The sequence below is a fragment of the Roseofilum capinflatum BLCC-M114 genome (genome assembly GCF_030068505.1).
In the GTDB taxonomy this organism is placed as follows: Bacteria; Cyanobacteriota; Cyanobacteriia; order Cyanobacteriales; family Desertifilaceae; genus Roseofilum; species Roseofilum capinflatum.
This window is the reverse complement of record NZ_JAQOSO010000031.1, coordinates 30,479-46,302: the sequence shown is the minus strand read 5'-3', so window position 1 is coordinate 46,302 and position 15,824 is coordinate 30,479. Positions and strand designations below refer to the sequence as shown.

Genomic DNA, 15,824 nt, shown 5'->3' with positions numbered 1-15,824 from the left:
GTTCACTTTTCTTTTAAAGATTGCCCCGGACTTTGAAAACCCCCTGCTTAAAAAGCAGGGGGTTGGGGGGATCTTTGCCTCTTGTACTTCATGACAGCGCGAATGGCTGTATAGGGAGAGGGCAAAATCGATCGCCCCAAAATAACATTCAGATGTCCATAGACAGCCAGGGAACAACCTGCTTTAATCTAAGAAATGCCAAGAAAACAAGCAAAATATTGTTTTTTTCTCTAATTATTAAGAAATTCTAAAGTCCTCGCTTCGGAACGACTTAATCCCTTGGGACGGAAGGATATGGCTTGAGTTCCAGCATTAGATTTTTGTCTAGTCCATTCGGGTGTGTGAGGGGTATTGTGTCTCTAAATAAATCGGGGAAAGGAACAGACTTGAGATTCCTGATCTACCAAGATTTCTGACGTTAACCCAATTCAAAGCATGAAATTTAATCTGAATCGATTCAACAAGAAATTCCTGACTGCATTATCAGTAGCAGGAATCGCCTTATTACTTTCAATGGGTGCAAATCAAGCCACAGCACAAAGTCGTCGTGAGGGATTTCTCCGCAATCAGCTATCAGGGAGATGTCTTGATATTTCTGGATCGCCCGGAGTCAAAAACGGTGCAAATATCAAACTAACTAACTGTGAGCTATCTGGTAATAATAATGATAGAACTCGCACCGATCACCGTTGGGAATTTGTTCCCGGCCCAAGAGCTTCAGGTTCTTCTTCCCAATCTAAATCATGGCGTGTATTACCGGGTAAAGCTAGGGATATCGGAGATGGCTGGTTAATTGGCGGCAGTCCTGTCCCTGGTGGATATACGATTTTTCGTTGGGATGGTTCCAATTGGCGTGTAATGCCAGGAGGAGCTGTTCGTATTGGCGGTAATTCTAGGAATCCTTATGTTGTCAATGACAAAGGTAATATTTTTCGTTGGGATGGTTCAACTTGGCGTGTATTACCGGGTAAAGCTAGGGATGTAGGAGATGGCTGGATAATTGGTACAAATCCTGTCAGTGGTGGATATGGAATTTATAAGTGGAATGGTTCAGGTTGGGAGTACATGAGAGGAGGAGCTGTTCGTATTGGTGGTAATTCCAGGAATCCTTCTGTTGTCAATGACAACAATGATATTTTTCGTTGGAATGGTTCAGGCTGGGAGCAAGTACCTGGGAAAGCTAGGGATATAGGAGATGGCTGGTTAATTGGTATGAACTCTGTCAGGGGTGGACATGAAGTTTATCAGTGGAATGGTTCAGGTTGGAACCCAACGGGAGGAGGAGCCGTTAGTATTGGCGGTAATTCTAGCAATCCTTATGTTGTCAATGACAACATGGATATCTTTCGTTGGGAAGGGGTTTCCGCTCAAACCTCTTCAGGGTCAAGCTCTAGTCCGAGCAGAAGTCAAACCAATTACATGCCACCAGAAACCTCTTCCCAGGTGAATACCAATAATTCAACCCGGATGAATGGAGGAAATAGCACAGCCAAAGCAACACTCTATCGCGGTGGTAGGTTAGTTATTGAAGGAGAAGCGATTGCAACAGAGAGGACTCAAGGTGTTCGTTCTACAGTCAATGTTATTGGCACAGATCGACGGGGGAGGGTCTTATTTGTCTCACAATCTTTGGATATACCCACTGCTTGTGGAACATGGGACCCTGGCTGTTCTTCCCGTCGCAGTGGAAGCAGCAATCAAAATATCTCTCCGGAGATAGCCAAGTATGTGAGCAGTCTTCAAATTGTCTTTTCTGAACGTGGAGGGCCCACTGTTATTCAGAGAACAACGCAACAAATCCGCCAAGCTTGCAAGACTTATACCGATCTCCATCCACTCGTTCGTGCTGCCATTGCTTCTGCAACCAATGGCGGTTCAGAAGCCTGTAATTTAGCACGATGATGATTCGCTGTTGTGGTGTGTTTTTGATGACACATGGCAGTGGAAGAAAGCGTCTAATTTAAACACCAGCATACTAACCGAAGATCGCCTTTCTGGGTGTCCAGGGGGCGATCGCCAAAACCCCAATAATTTTTTGTACACAATCATCCACATTATCAACTCATGAAAAACCTAAATGTTTTGCACAAATCATTGATCGCTTTACCCTTGCTACTAAGTTCATTCTTGCTACCTAAACCTGCCCAAGCTGACTTACAGGTAAGAGATGCTTCTGTCAACAATCGACCTACTGGTAATGTGGTCAATTACTACAGCAGACAAGTCTGTTTCGGTATAAATTTTGTCGGCAAAGTACATGATGGATATTGCAATTATCCATCGAACGGCTCAGAAAGACGAGCGTCTAATTATCGCGTTTTAATTGATGATGATCGGCAAGTTTTTTGGCGGCGTGATGCAGCAGGCGTAAGGCAAGTTCAAAATCAAGTTGGTAATAGAAAACTAAGAGTTCTGAGTCTCTATAATGATAAAGGTGCATGTGGTGCTTATCACTTGAATGGCTATCATGTAGGGGAATTAACACAAATCAAGTCTAGCTCTGGATCGCGTCTTATTTGTAAAATTGGATTTGGAGGAAGGGTTCTAGAATTCCAACAAGGCGATTTTGATTTTGCTATTTATGCTCAATAAAATATTGCATTATGTGATTTTTTGTTGAGCTGCACTTCCAATCTTCAGATGTAGCTAGTGCTACAACAAGCCCCTTAAATTTAAATTGGAGACACGCGATCGCATTCCGAACCCATCAGGATGCGATCTTTTTCTGGGATATAGAGTTTTACCAAATCAATTGAAGATTTAAAGTAAATCCCGGTAAAATATCTTCTCCTGATAGAGTGAGAGGATGGTCTAAAACTTGTTTTTCTTGTCCCTGACGATAAATTTCAACTTGATGGTTTTTTGGGTTAATCAGCCAACCTAAGCGAGTACCATTATCTATATATTCCTGCATTTTTCCTTGTAGTAGCTTTAAGGAATCGCTAGGCGATCGCAGTTCGATCGCAAAATCGGGAGATAATGGTAAAAATTTCGTCTTCTGTTCTGCGGTTAAAGCATCCCATTTCGCTAAGGGTATCCAAGAAGCATCGGGGGAATAATCTGCCCCATTCGGAAGCGTAAACCCACCCGATGAATCAAAGACAATTCCTAATTGGGTTTCTCTATTCCATAGAGATAATTCTAGGTTGATGTCAGAATTACGCTTACTGGTTTCTCCTCCCGTCGGTGGCATAATCATTAAGTTCCCTTGAGCAGTTCGTTCTAATCTTAAGTTACGGTTTGCAGCACAAAGTTGATAAAATTGTTCATCCGTAATCGAAGCGGTTTCTGGATTATTCAAAATCAATGCTGTCATATTTTTATTTCTGTGATGAGGGTGATTAACGCTAAACGTATCGAAATTCTAACATACAGCAGTTTTCGCTGTTATGGTGTAAAGTCTTAAAGGCTCAAAGCCATGTACCACAACCCTATTCCCTATTCCCTATTCCCTAGCGCGAAGCGCTGTATCTCCCACAATTTCACCCGTCCCTTTCATTACTCCAAAGCTGGGACGGGCAATGGGGTTAGTAGCAGGATAAACAATGGCTAACGGTTTTCCGTCATGAAGAATCGTAAGCGGAATCTTAGTTTTTTCAACTTCGATTAGTAAAGTCTGTAAGTTTTCTGGTAATTCTATTGTGGTAATTTGTACCATTTCCTTATTTATCTGATAGACTTAATTCTAAGTGTACCATAGCCAATGAGAGAAGTGTCGGAGACAACAACAGTCATTATTTGAACTGGGTAATTTGCATCGCTTGATGACGACATCTTGCGCTGGCAAAACTTGGGTCATAACCTTCTCCCCTACAATATGGACAGGCTAGAGATATTATAAATCCCAGAAGTCTTCCTCCAGTAAGGTTATAATCAACCTAATCGTGCTTGCAGGTTAGCGATCGATGACACAACAACCTATAGAAATAGAGGGAACTTGGGAAGAAATTATGGCCCATTCAGCCCAACTCGCTGGATGTAGCGTGCGCGTGACGGTACTTTCCAATCCACCTCAAACCCTGTCTTCAGAAAAACCCCCCTCGTTTCGCCCAGCTTCCGGCCGTTCCTTATTAAGACATGCAGGAACCTGGGCCGGTAATGACTTGGAAGAGTGCTTAGAGAGCGTGTACGAAACCCGTAGCCCTCTAGAGTTTTAATCTATGTATCTACTCGACACCAATCATTGTAGCCGCATTATTCAGGGAGATAGGCCCGTAATCAACCGCATTATTGAGGTGGGGGAATCACAAGTTGCTACCTGTGTCATCGTTCAAGGTGAATTGCTATACATGGCCTATAAGTCGGAACAAAAAGCTAGAAATCTGGCGCAGGTAAACCTGTTTCTCGAAGATATTCGCATTTATCGCATTGATGAAGTGACTGCCAATATTTATGCTGAGTTTAAGGCAGAAGTTTTAGAGTATTTTGGCCCCAAAGAGAGAAATAAGCGTAGAAAAATCAGGATAGAAAACTTGGGAATTGGTGAAAATGACTTGTGGATTGCGGCGATCGCCTTACGCAACGGATTAACCCTTGTTTCAGGAGACAGGGATTTTCAACGGATGCAAGCAGTGAAAGCACTACCCTTAGAATCCTGGTTGGCAAGCTGATCAAATATAATCCTCTTCTGTCACTTTGCGAAAAAGAGGGCTGGAACCCTTATTCTTTCGTTAGTGATAACTCCCAGACGTGAGAGGGGCGATCGCACTTGGGAAGAAATCATGGCTCGTTGTGCCCAACTCGCTACAAGGGTTCCCTCGCGATCGCTTAAAATGAGGACATCTTTCTATCCAGAGAAGGTTATGGGATATCTCACCATCATTAGCGAAACCGGTTTTCCTCATTCTGTCTGTTGGTTTGAATACCACCATAAATCAGAATGGTATGCCTTCAAACCAAAAATCCCCAAATTCCCCCTCTGCCCTGGATACATCGATCGCTCCGATAGAACTCCCTACATCAAACACTTAGTCAAATTTGAGATTCCTGACTCCCATTTAGAGCAAACCATTCCCCAGATTTTAAACAAATACCGAAGACTCATCTACTGTATTGGTAAAGGCCCGGACTGCGTTACCCTATCTGTGGATGTAGCCCAGTGGTGTGGTTTAACCCTCCCACAACCCCCGAATCTCATTCCCGGTCATCTCGTATCTAATTTAGCTAAACTCAATCCCAATTTAGTCCAAGAATACTATTAAACAGCCGACTGTCCACTCTCAGCTATCAACGGTACACTAAGAAGAGTAACCCAAGAGAACCCGTACTATCCTAGAGGAGTCGATTCTCAAATCAACCGTTAATCTATTGGGCGATCGCACCACCGGATCTCACGCTATGAACAGTTCTCAATTCAAAACTATGGCTCAAACCCTCAAACGCAAAGGGATTACCCTGGGCGCTACCGTGGCCCTAAGTAGTTCCTTGCTGTTCACCTGGAGTCTCTTAAATCGTCCAGTACAGGCTCAGTCCAACAGCTTGAGTTATACCCAATTATTAGAAAAAATTGAAGCGGGAGAAGTCAACCACGTCGAAATTGACCCCACGAAAAACCGCGCTCAAGTGAAGCTAGAGGGAGCGGAGACCGAGCAAGAAGTGGTCATTTTTGAGCGCAACCCCGAATTGATTGAAGCCCTAAAAGCCAATAAAGTCAGCTTTGGGGAACAGGCCAGCGCGGATAATCGCATGGTGGTCAGTAGTGTGGCCAACCTGTTGTTAATCCTGTTGGTGGTGATTGGATTAATGATGATTATTAAGCGCTCTTCCCAGTCGGCGGGCAATGCCCTAAATTTTGGCAAATCGAAGGCCAAATTCCAGATGGAGGCCAAAACGGGAGTGCTGTTTAATGATGTGGCTGGAGTGGAAGAAGCCAAAGAAGAGTTGCAAGAGGTGGTGACCTTCTTGAAACAACCGGAGCGGTTTACGGCCATTGGAGCGAAAATTCCGAGGGGGGTGTTATTAGTGGGGCCTCCGGGAACCGGGAAAACCCTGATGGCCAAGGCGATCGCCGGTGAAGCAGGCGTTCCTTTCTTCAGCATCTCCGGTTCCGAGTTTGTGGAGATGTTCGTCGGTGTGGGCGCTTCGCGGGTTCGGGACTTGTTTAAGAAAGCCAAGGAAAATGCTCCCTGTTTAGTGTTTATCGATGAAATTGATGCCGTTGGCCGTCAACGGGGCGCAGGTATTGGTGGGGGGAATGATGAACGGGAACAAACCCTAAACCAATTGTTGACGGAAATGGACGGCTTTGAAGGCAACAGTGGCGTGATTGTAATTGCGGCAACCAACCGCCCGGATGTGTTGGATCAAGCCCTATTGCGTCCGGGTCGTTTTGACCGCCAGGTGATGGTGGATTTGCCGACCTATAAGGGCCGGTTGGGAATTCTAGAGGTTCATGCTCGCGATAAGAAAGTGGGGGCAGATGTATCTTTAGAGGCGATCGCCCAACGCACCCCTGGTTTTTCTGGTGCAGATTTGGCGAACCTACTCAATGAAGCTGCCATTCTCACCGCTAGACGGCGCAAGGAAGCCATAACTCCCGCAGAAATTAATGATGCGATCGATCGCATTACCATCGGCCTCACCCTCAACCCCCTCCTCGACAGCAAGAAAAAGCGCCTCATTGCCTACCATGAAACCGGCCATGCTCTCTTAATGACCCTGCTCAAAAACGCCGACCCCCTGAACAAAGTCACCATCATTCCCCGTTCCGGAGGCATTGGCGGCTTTGCCCAACAAGTCTTCAATGAAGATATCATCGACAGTGGACTCTACAGCCGCGCTTGGTTACTCAATCAAATTACTATCTTGCTCGGTGGACGAGCGGCTGAAGAAGAAGTATTTGGTTATGCCGAAGTCACCAAAGGAGCCAGTGGCGATATCGAAAGTGTGGCTAAACTCGCTAGGGAAATGGTTACCCGTTATGGCATGTCTGATTTAGGGCCTCTAGCCCTCGAAAGTGGCAATAGTGAGGTCTTTTTAGGCCGAGATTTAATGACTCGTTCCGAATATTCGGAAGAAGTTGCTACCCAAATCGATCGCCAAGTGCGAGAAATTGCCGTCCGTTGTCATGAACAAGCTCGGAAATTGCTGCGAGAATATCGCCCCCTGATGGATAAATTGGTGGATATTTTATTAGACCAAGAAACCATTGAGGGCGATCAATTCCGCAAAATGGTCACCGACTACCAGAAAAATCAACCCAGCTTACCGGTTGATTTGGTGAAAGCTGGGAGCGCTTAATAATACACAGATCGGGAGGCAAATTACAGGCTTCCCTTCTTAATCAATGCTTAATCAAAAACACTTCTGTCTTTTTCGACCTCTTGGAAGAGTTGACAACCCCTTAAATTCACCTTAGAATCCTTAAAACCCCTTTAGTTCTTTGATTCAAATACCACGTGCATTTCACTATGGAAAATGTTCAATTTGATATTCGGATTCCACAAGAATCTGAAAACTCGGTTATCCAAGAAGAGTTTGTTTGGTTAAAGAATAACGGAGAAGAACGGAAGATTAAACTGCACGATTATCCTCAAATCTACAGAATTCCCTTCCTTTATGAACACTTAATGGAGAAGTTACAGGCTCAATCCCATACCATTCTCTCTTCACTACTGGCCGAGCAAGTAACTCAAGCAGGAGGTTCTGTTGAAGATTTGGTGGTATTAGAAGTCGGCGCAGGTAGTGGGATGTTTGGTAAAGCTCTAGCTGATTTAGGGATTAAATCAATTACTGGAATTGACATTGTACCAGAAGCTTTAGATGCTGTGTCCCATACTTATCCAGGGGTTTATGAAAATTATTATATCGAAGACCTCAGCAACTTAAGCGAAACGACACACAAAGCCTTAAGTAATCGAGGGTTTAACTGTATTGTTTGTGGTTCTGCTCTTGGATTCAATCATATTCCGGCTTCAGCTTGGGCAACAGCTTATAATATGGTTGCTCCTCATAGCTGGATTGCCTTCAATGTGCAAAAAGAACGATGGGAAGATACAGGTGCAAACTCGTTTTCAGCATGGCATCCTTGGGTCGCTAAAGAAGCTATTTTTAAGATGGAAAAGACCCATGAATATCAGCACCGGTTTTACTTAGATGGACGATCTCTAATTTATGTAGCAATTATGGGTAGAAAAAAGAGTGATATCCTTGCAAACTAATTACTGAAGTGAGGTTTAAAATACATTTTTGCTATTCGTCTTGATTGGATTCTGCGTAACATTGAGGCTTGAAAGTAGAGTCAGGAGTGATTGATGAATCAATTTAAAGAAGGGGCGGTACTTAGCTCTTTACCATCATCGATACAGAAGATTATTGACAGGATTTACCAATATCGCTATCATCTTAAACCCGCTTTGGTGAAGGAAGTTGTTTTAAATGCTGGAGTCAGAACAGAAGAGTTGCTTCCCTGGGAGTGTTTTGTTCACCCTGCGGAAGATAGCTACGGTCGTCAATTGATGTTTAGCGATCGCTTTTTTGAAATTATGGTGATGTCCTGGCTACCCGGAGATGTTTCGGCTATTCATAATCATGGCTATACTCAATGGGGAGCAGTACAAGTTTTTGGTCAAGCAGAACACACTATTTTTTTTCTACAAGATGACTTGCTCACCACTTTATCTCGTGAAACCCTTAAATCCGGTGAAGTCGTTGCTGTAGGCAATAAACTCATTCATCAAATGGGTAATTGTTCTCAAGAAAAGTTTCTGAGTCTGCATGTTTATGGAGTAAATGATGCAGAATTTTCTCACGCAGCAATTACCGCAGATACCAGTATTTGGAACATCACTGAAGGCGTTATTGAGCAAACAAATGGAGGGGTGTTTTTTGGCTTACCTAAAGACAAAATTAGCAGCACTAAACCCGCCCCAAATGCTTCCTATTTTACTTTTCTTCGCAATACGGTTGAATATCTCTATCGGGTAAGAAAATGTCATCGTCTAGATTCCCCAATGAAAGAAGTAGAGCCTCGGTTAATTGGTGAGCTTTTTGATCTTAAATACTGGGATGATTTCAAAAAAGAATTGATGGAAAACATCGATGATAAAGGGCATACAACTGATACTAATGTTTGGAAAATCATCTGTAAAGAATTAACTTGTGCGGCTCACTTACAAAATGAAATTTTGCAGATTAATAAAGCTGAGGAAGATTCTTTCTTTACCTATGCCAGAGTCTATGATGAGGTGATTGGTAAACAATGTTTGAATAACTTTGTGGCTCGGTACATTGAGTTTTTTGTTGAAAAATATCAGCAAAATCTGGCTGATGCCGATCTAATTTCTATTGGCTGTGGCACGGGAATTATGGAAGAATTTATCCTGAAAACTTATGGAGTGAACCCACAACGACTCTTGGGTATGGATATATCCCCTGCCATGGTAAAACTTGCTTCTGAGAAGATTAGAGCAGAAGTAAGGGATATTTTGACGATGGATGTGGAAACTGACCGTTGGGATATTAGCATGGCAATCCTCAATGTGTTTCAATATCTGCCTCAAACAGATATGCAAAAGGCGATCGCGAAAACCGCCGAACTGACCAAAACAGGGGGGTATTTTATTGGCGACTTCATCACTCCCGATCACATCCGTTGGTATCCCAATGTCATCACTACCGAAAACGTGATTTCTCTACGTCAACCTACCCTACTGGAAAAAAATCATAATACTTTCCAGCAAAGCAAGATTATTAACGTCAGTAAACAGAGTGGTCAACTCCGTATTACTGACGAGGGAACCCATATCCGTTATCTACCTTCACTGTGGAAAGTTCGCCATATATTTCACCAGTATTTCCGCCAGGTAGATATCTTTGATGCGATTACCCTAGAACCCTTGGAACCAGAAGACGACACTTCACCCTCAACTCGGTATTTAGTGGTTGCTCAGAAAAGTTAGGCATACAGCCGTTTCATCTATTTATAGTTTTGTCTAAGCTGCCAAAAAAACATCCTAATTTTACAGGATTTAGTCCTCATTTGAAAAGATTGTCGATCCATGTTGGAGCAAAACGGGTTTTATTTTTTCCCACAACCACTCAGGCATGGTATGGTGAGTTTCATAGACTTGAGAACAACGATCCTGAATTGCGCTAAAGTACAAGTCTAATGACTCACCTTTGTCTTGCAGGGGTTGGATGATCTCAGATTCAAATAGCTCTATTGCTTGGCCTTTCACTCCTTGTTTATAAAGTTTATAGAAATAAAGCTGTGTTTCTTCTGGTAGACCCACGCATTCCCAAGCAATATAGCCATTGAGTCCTAATAGATCTGACCAAAGTGGTAAATTTTCTGGCATGTCTAAAAGATTATTGCCGAAAGCCTCAACTGTTTTATCTAGGTTACCAAAAGCTGCAAATCCAGAAAAAACATAGCAACATTTTTCACAACGGCAACACCAAGGTTTTTGGAAATTGCAGGAATTAGTGGCATAAGGTAAAGTCGGATCGAGTTGAAAAAGGAGATCAAAAATCTTTACATCGTGGATGGGTTTGGTCAAGCTAACTGAGTTAACACCATCAAAAATCCGCAACATTTGCTCTGTAATAGCCTTGTGATATGTCAAGCTTTTCGTCCACTGGTGGGAAACGTCTTCCCCAGATTCCGGTTCAACTAAATTTGGAGCATCTGCACTTTTTTCATGACCCAACGCTAATAAAGGAATACTATGAGCTACTTGAACAGGAATCATGGCAACAGTTGTTAACAGGGTTTCTCCTGCTTCAGTGCGAAACCGATTTTTACCAAAATAGTCTTTGGTTCTAGCAACGATGTTAGTTTGCTGCAAACGCCTCTGAACCCACCCATAATATTCGTCATTAAAATACACACCATGTCGATTACAATATTTGAGATGACTGGTGACTTGCTCAAAAAGATTTTCTTGGTCACTATTGTCTCCATAGATATCATGAAAGTAGGTGACAATATCGTACTCCACACCTGCTGATTCTAAGATTCGACTACATAACAAACTATCTTTGCCAGAACCACAACCTAGAATAACCTGTACTGGACTATTTTCTTTTGAAATAGACCACAGAGGATAAGTTGCTTTTTTCCCTAACTGTAAATCGTCTACTAGAAGTTTGGGAGTTTTGTAATCTAGTTTTCCTACTTGATAGCGATGTTGGCTCCAATGTCCACCCATGGCTACCTGAAGGAAGTCCAATAACTCTCGGTCAATATAAGAACTATAGGCTTGCAAATTAACTTTTTGAGGGAGTACAGCTCCAAATCTTAAAGAACATAATACAGCTAAAATGACAGCAAATCGTTTAGCTTCTTGCTCGGATTTGAAAGGAGAATGGCCAAAATCAACGGTATTGTATCTGATAGAACAGCTATTCGGTTCTCCATCAATGAGATAGGTGAATTTGAGCTGATTGTTGTTTACAGATACCTGATCTAAACAAACCTCAGTGACTAAAAAATCATCGAATTCATGGCACTCAAGCCGTCTTTTTTCTTGAACTATCATTATTTCCCTATTTGGTTACCAATTTTGTCCGAAATGATTTTACCATTTTTTGCTGATTCTTGAAAATAGGTTAAACTCGGTAGATTAATATTTAACAAGTTTAGCAGATTTGAGTGAAATTTATGCAATTTCATGTTTGGGGAGTTGTGAATGTGATCCTATTCCTTTTTACTGGGTATGGATTGTTTCATCAATTCAAAATTCTGCGCGATCTCCGCCTCATTATACTCAGAGGAAGTCGCCACCCAAATCGATCGCCAAGTGCGAGAAATTGCCGTCCGTTGCCATGAACAAGCTCGCAAGCTGTTGCGGGAAAATCGCCCCTTAATGGATAAACTCGTGGAGCTTTTATTAGACCAGGAAACCATCGAGGGCGATCAATTCCGCAAAATGGTCACCGACTACCAGAACAGTCAACCCAGCTCACCCGTTGATTTGGTGAAAGCGGGTAGCGCTTAGAGCGGTAATGGGTAATGGGTAATGGGTAATAGAAACCCGGTTTCTGTCTTCCCCATTCCCTATTCTCTATTCCCTAATTCCCTGTTTCTTGACCGATAAAAGCAAGCTATGACCGGTCTTTTCGTGAACATACCACAGAAGTTTGAGCGTCGTTAGATCGAAATAGGCAGCATTAGCGTAGGGTGGGTTAGGCGGCTAAAACCTAGACTCTGACAGCAATCTATCAATCCGCCGTAACCCACCATTTTAGGGTTGTCACGGCACTACTGGACTGTTTCAGCTAATTTGATGCATTAGATTTTGTTTGTAGTGATTGCTCAAGCCATCTCCAGCTAGGCTTTTAAGCACTCTTCGTGCTTACTACAAACAAAGCCCTATTTTAGTCGAAACAGTCCACTATGATGAAACTGGGTTTTTATGAAACGAAGGACGCTTCTGAATCAGAAACGTCCTTCCGGGGTTATTAAAGTACAAAGGGTTTATCCCTTTCAAATCTAGCTCATGGATGAACCACTGCGGTCATAAGCTTCACTAACTCCGCCAACGGGTTTTCCTTGAATGTTGTTCCAGTAGTCGCCAGTTTTGTCTAGTCCTACTTCAGCAGCAGAGCGGTTAAGCATGGACTGTTGACGATTTTTTACGAGGTGATGATGGCGGTGCATTAAAGCGCGGGCTTGATCGTTAGTAGATAACATAATTGTTTCTCCAGTTGTTTAATTAAGTGTTTTTTTCCTTACAGTTTTAACTATAGCAAATATTTTTGTAGTGACCGCTACAGAATGGCGGATTTTAACAAAAATTAATAATTGCACTCAGGAAACAGAGACTGTTCAGGGAGGCAAAAACCACGGTATGCTAACCCCATCTGAGTGAAACGAAACGGAGCCAAGGAAAAGCGTGTCTATCGAGGAGAAGCAAATTAAAGTCGGTTCCCTAGAGTGGTTTTATCGAGAAGCGCAACCGATGCAAGCAACCGAGAAACCCCCGGTTCTATTGCTTCATGGGTTACTCTCCCAAAGCTATAGTTGGCGGGAGGTTATGCCGTCTTTAGCGGAACAAGGATTTTGGGCGATCGCCCCGGACTGGATCGGTGCGGGACAATCAGGACAACCGGAAAAACGGGACTTTGCCTATACTCCAGAAGCGTTTGCTAAAGCTTTAGGTGACCTCATCGATAGTCTAGAATTAGAGCAAGTGTCCCTGGTGCTGCAAGGCTACACCAGTGTTCCCGGACTCCTCTACGCTCTGGAAAATGGCGATCGCATCCATCGCCTCAGCCTAATTAACATCCCCCTGAGCGCCAACGCCAAACTCCCCTGGAAAATCCAGCAATTTACCCTACCCCTAGCCGGGGAAATGATGACCCAAGATCCCCTGATTGTCGATCGCACCCTGGAAGGAGGATCGCCCTATCAAGTCGATGACAAAGACCTTAATGTTTATCGTCGTCCCTTCCTGGAAACTTCGGCCGCTGGACGCGCTCTACTGGCAACCTTGCGAAATCTGAACCTAAAATCGAGTTTAGCCACAATTAGCAGCACCCTCCCCCAATGGTCAAAACCCCTGCAAGTCATTTGGGGAGAAAACGATCCCTGGTTATTACAGTCGAGCGCAAAAGAGGCAATTTCTAAGGTCTCCCAAGCCGAATTTATTGCCTTAGAAGAAGTGGGTCATTATGCCCAAGAAGACTGGCCGGAAAAAGTCTGCGAGGCTCTGATTCCCTTTCTAAGACGACAAAGTGTATAGATTACTACTTTATATTCGTTTAGTGATTATGGCCACTCAGAACATGACTCAAGAACAAATCAAATCTATGATTCTACAATTACCGGTAGAAGAAATTAATCAACTGATTGAGGAAATTAGAGAAGCTCTGGAAGCTAAAGAATTCATGCAACTGGCTGAAACCGGTTTCCCAGAATGGAACGATCCAGAGGAAGAGATTTATGAATCCTAAAATTCATGAAATCTGGTTAGTGGCTTTTCCTTTTAGTAATCTCGCTAGTTATAAGCTCAGACCGGCATTAGTCGTTGCTATTCACCGGCAAGAAGCTATTATTTTAGGAATCTTCTCAAAAACGCCTGATGGTGACTTACCAGAAACGTGGGTATTAGTTTCTGACGAAGATAAAAGCTTTGATCCAACTGGACTCAAGAAGACTTCATTAATTAGATCCGATAAAATCGCCACAGTAAATGAAGCTGTTTTTCAAAGAAAGTTAGGTAGCTTATCACCAGAATTAATTGAACAGGTTAATGCAGCTTTAATAAAGTCACTTAATTTATGATGGCATAACTCCCCAAGTATTATTATGATATCATGTCTGGTTAATCAACCCTAATTAAGTCATTGCGAATATAGTAAACCTAAATTGAGTTATGTAATAGCTGCCCCTCATCCCCCTACCCCCTTCTCCCGCAGGAGAAGGGGGAAAAAGTCAAGAATCCGTTGGGAGAGGGATTTTCCTGCGGACATGAAAGGGAGAGGGCATTCCCGTTGTACAACTCATTTAGACTAGCTATAGAGTGAAGCGGAATGAAGCAATCTCTACAATATCCAAATCTCAGGGATTGCTTCTCTGCGATCGCAATGACAACTGTTTAGCTGGATTTGATATGATATCAAGTCCGGTTAATTTGTTAAGAAGCGGGCAAGATGCCCGCACTCCTCGAATTCTTTGATATGACTGGAGTGGGAGCGTCTCGCTCCCTGGATTTTTAATTAGGGTATTTAAGCGAACTTGATATGACGCAAATTTTGATTATTGGAGCGGGTGTAATTGGGGCAACGATCGCCTACGAACTCTCCTCTGTTGCAGAAGTTGAAATTACCGTCATCGATCGCACCCCTGGAGTGCAAGGCTGTACTAGCTCCGCCTTGGGAGTGCTGATGGGATGCATTAGCCAGAAAACTAAGGGTAGAGCCTGGCAAATGCGACAGACCAGTATTCGCCGCTATGATACCTTAATCCCCGAACTAGAAGCCCTCTGTGAGCGGGAAATTCCCTATAACCGCCAAGGGATTTTGATGCTCTGTAGCGATGAAAAACAGTGGCAGCAAAAACAGAAATTAGCCGAAACTCGCCAAAAACAAGGATGGGATCTGCAATTATGGAGTCGAGAAACCCTACAAGAACGGTGTCCCCATTTGGCGGTTGAGGGGTGTCTGGGAGCGGTGTATTCTCCCCAAGATCGCCAGGTTCATCCCCAAATTTTAACCGAATGTTTGATTCAGGCGGCTCAAATGCGGGGGGTGCAGTTTGAGTTTGGGGAAGAAGTGGTGAACCTGGTGGCGGAGGATGGGAGGTATCGGGTACAAACTGCATCTCAGCAATGGCAAGGCGATCGCGTGATTATTGCTGCGGGTTTGGGCAGTCCATTTCTCGCCCAATATTTGCAGAGTCCTCTAGATATTCGCGCGGTTTTGGGCCAGGCGATCGCCTATGAAGGGGCAATTTTAGGCGATCCGAAGTTTCAACCCGTGATTACCTCTGGTGATGTGCATCTCGTTCCGTTAGAAGCAGGTCGCTATTGGGTGGGCGCTACCGTAGAATTTCCCGACGAAGAAGGTGAGGTGATGGCAGATGAGCAGTTGCTTAAGGGGGTGATGGAAGCGGCGATCGCCTTTTGTCCCAGTCTCCAACATTTAAATATTACCCAGCAATGGTCAGGTTTACGCCCCCGTCCCCACAACCAACCCGCTCCCATTCTTCGTCAACTTCCCGGTTACGAGCAAGTCTGGTTAGCCACCGGCCATTATCGTAATGGAGTCTTACTCGCTCCAGCAACGGCCCAGATTCTCAGGGAGAATATGGAATTAACTTGATATTACTTATCCTGATTATCATTAATGTCTGTATTGTTCAAACCCTGAATTAACCTCAG

The 15,824-nt window shown here is 43.6% G+C and carries 17 protein-coding genes; 13 read left to right on the top strand and 4 right to left on the bottom strand.

Annotated features, from left to right (window positions below; translation table 11 throughout):
* Nucleotides 1-435: 435 nt before the first annotated feature.
* Both PMG25_RS07205 and PMG25_RS07200 read left to right on the top strand, forming a co-directional pair.
* Nucleotides 436-1,902, top strand: a complete 1,467-nt coding sequence (locus PMG25_RS07205; protein WP_283766222.1) for a tectonin domain-containing protein — start codon at nt 436-438, stop codon at nt 1,900-1,902.
* A gap of 162 nt (nt 1,903-2,064) precedes the next feature.
* On the top strand, nt 2,065-2,592 hold the full coding sequence (locus PMG25_RS07200) for a hypothetical protein (protein WP_283766221.1): 528 nt from the start codon (nt 2,065-2,067) through the stop codon (nt 2,590-2,592).
* Between the two features lie 148 nt (nt 2,593-2,740).
* Here PMG25_RS07200 and PMG25_RS07195 read toward each other — a convergent pair whose 3' ends face one another.
* Both PMG25_RS07195 and PMG25_RS07190 read right to left on the bottom strand, forming a co-directional pair.
* A complete protein-coding gene (locus PMG25_RS07195) occupies nt 2,741-3,316 on the bottom strand; it encodes a Uma2 family endonuclease (protein ID WP_283755068.1) in 576 nt (191 codons plus the stop codon).
* 129 nt (nt 3,317-3,445) lie between these two features.
* The gene (locus PMG25_RS07190; protein WP_283755069.1) at nt 3,446-3,658 is read right to left on the bottom strand and encodes a hypothetical protein; all 213 of its coding nucleotides are present in this window, start codon (nt 3,656-3,658) and stop codon (nt 3,446-3,448) included.
* A gap of 247 nt (nt 3,659-3,905) precedes the next feature.
* Here PMG25_RS07190 and PMG25_RS07185 point away from each other — a divergent pair, with 247 nt between their 5' ends.
* The 6 genes from PMG25_RS07185 to PMG25_RS07160 all read left to right on the top strand — a co-directional run bounded on the left by PMG25_RS07185 (nt 3,906) and on the right by PMG25_RS07160 (nt 9,899).
* Nucleotides 3,906-4,157, top strand: a complete 252-nt coding sequence (locus tag PMG25_RS07185; RefSeq protein WP_283755070.1) for a hypothetical protein — start codon at nt 3,906-3,908, stop codon at nt 4,155-4,157.
* Nucleotides 4,158-4,160: 3 nt separating this feature from the next.
* Nucleotides 4,161-4,610, top strand: a complete 450-nt coding sequence (locus tag PMG25_RS07180; protein ID WP_283766220.1) for a type II toxin-antitoxin system VapC family toxin — start codon at nt 4,161-4,163, stop codon at nt 4,608-4,610.
* A 63-nt stretch (nt 4,611-4,673) separates the two neighbouring features.
* The gene (locus PMG25_RS07175) at nt 4,674-5,201 is read left to right on the top strand and encodes a hypothetical protein (protein WP_283766219.1); all 528 of its coding nucleotides are present in this window, start codon (nt 4,674-4,676) and stop codon (nt 5,199-5,201) included.
* A 136-nt stretch (nt 5,202-5,337) separates the two neighbouring features.
* Nucleotides 5,338-7,239, top strand: coding sequence for an ATP-dependent zinc metalloprotease FtsH (gene ftsH, locus PMG25_RS07170; protein ID WP_283766218.1), 1,902 nt, complete (start codon nt 5,338-5,340; stop codon nt 7,237-7,239).
* A 170-nt stretch (nt 7,240-7,409) separates the two neighbouring features.
* Nucleotides 7,410-8,159, top strand: a complete 750-nt coding sequence (locus tag PMG25_RS07165) for a class I SAM-dependent DNA methyltransferase (RefSeq protein ID WP_283766217.1) — start codon at nt 7,410-7,412, stop codon at nt 8,157-8,159.
* A gap of 93 nt (nt 8,160-8,252) precedes the next feature.
* Nucleotides 8,253-9,899: a methyltransferase domain-containing protein gene (locus tag PMG25_RS07160; RefSeq protein WP_283766216.1), complete on the top strand. Its 1,647-nt coding sequence runs from the start codon at nt 8,253-8,255 to the stop codon at nt 9,897-9,899.
* Between the two features lie 69 nt (nt 9,900-9,968).
* Here the strand turns inward: PMG25_RS07160 and PMG25_RS07155 are convergent, their stop codons facing one another.
* Nucleotides 9,969-11,480, bottom strand: a complete 1,512-nt coding sequence (locus PMG25_RS07155) for a MurL C-terminal domain-containing protein (RefSeq protein ID WP_283766215.1) — start codon at nt 11,478-11,480, stop codon at nt 9,969-9,971.
* 177 nt (nt 11,481-11,657) lie between these two features.
* Here PMG25_RS07155 and PMG25_RS07150 point away from each other — a divergent pair, with 177 nt between their 5' ends.
* Nucleotides 11,658-11,939 (top strand): hypothetical protein, encoded by a 282-nt coding sequence (locus PMG25_RS07150; protein ID WP_283766214.1) that lies wholly within the window; start codon nt 11,658-11,660, stop codon nt 11,937-11,939.
* 494 nt (nt 11,940-12,433) lie between these two features.
* On the opposite strand, the gene gifA is transcribed toward PMG25_RS07150, so the two are convergent.
* Nucleotides 12,434-12,634: a glutamine synthetase inactivation factor IF7A gene (gene gifA / locus PMG25_RS07145; protein WP_283766213.1), complete on the bottom strand. Its 201-nt coding sequence runs from the start codon at nt 12,632-12,634 to the stop codon at nt 12,434-12,436.
* Nucleotides 12,635-12,836: 202 nt separating this feature from the next.
* On the opposite strand from gifA, the gene PMG25_RS07140 reads away from it, so the two are divergent.
* The 4 genes from PMG25_RS07140 to PMG25_RS07125 all read left to right on the top strand — a co-directional run bounded on the left by PMG25_RS07140 (nt 12,837) and on the right by PMG25_RS07125 (nt 15,765).
* On the top strand, nt 12,837-13,685 hold the full coding sequence (locus tag PMG25_RS07140) for an alpha/beta fold hydrolase (protein WP_283766212.1): 849 nt from the start codon (nt 12,837-12,839) through the stop codon (nt 13,683-13,685).
* Nucleotides 13,686-13,713: 28 nt separating this feature from the next.
* On the top strand, nt 13,714-13,896 hold the full coding sequence (locus PMG25_RS07135) for a hypothetical protein (RefSeq protein ID WP_283753817.1): 183 nt from the start codon (nt 13,714-13,716) through the stop codon (nt 13,894-13,896).
* Nucleotides 13,886-14,227, top strand: coding sequence for a type II toxin-antitoxin system PemK/MazF family toxin (locus tag PMG25_RS07130; protein WP_283766211.1), 342 nt, complete (start codon nt 13,886-13,888; stop codon nt 14,225-14,227). Before PMG25_RS07135 ends, PMG25_RS07130 begins: the two co-directional genes overlap by 11 nt.
* A 458-nt stretch (nt 14,228-14,685) precedes the next feature.
* Complete coding sequence (locus tag PMG25_RS07125) at nt 14,686-15,765, top strand: NAD(P)/FAD-dependent oxidoreductase (RefSeq protein WP_283766210.1); 1,080 nt, start codon at nt 14,686-14,688, stop codon at nt 15,763-15,765.
* Nucleotides 15,766-15,824 lie beyond the last annotated feature (59 nt).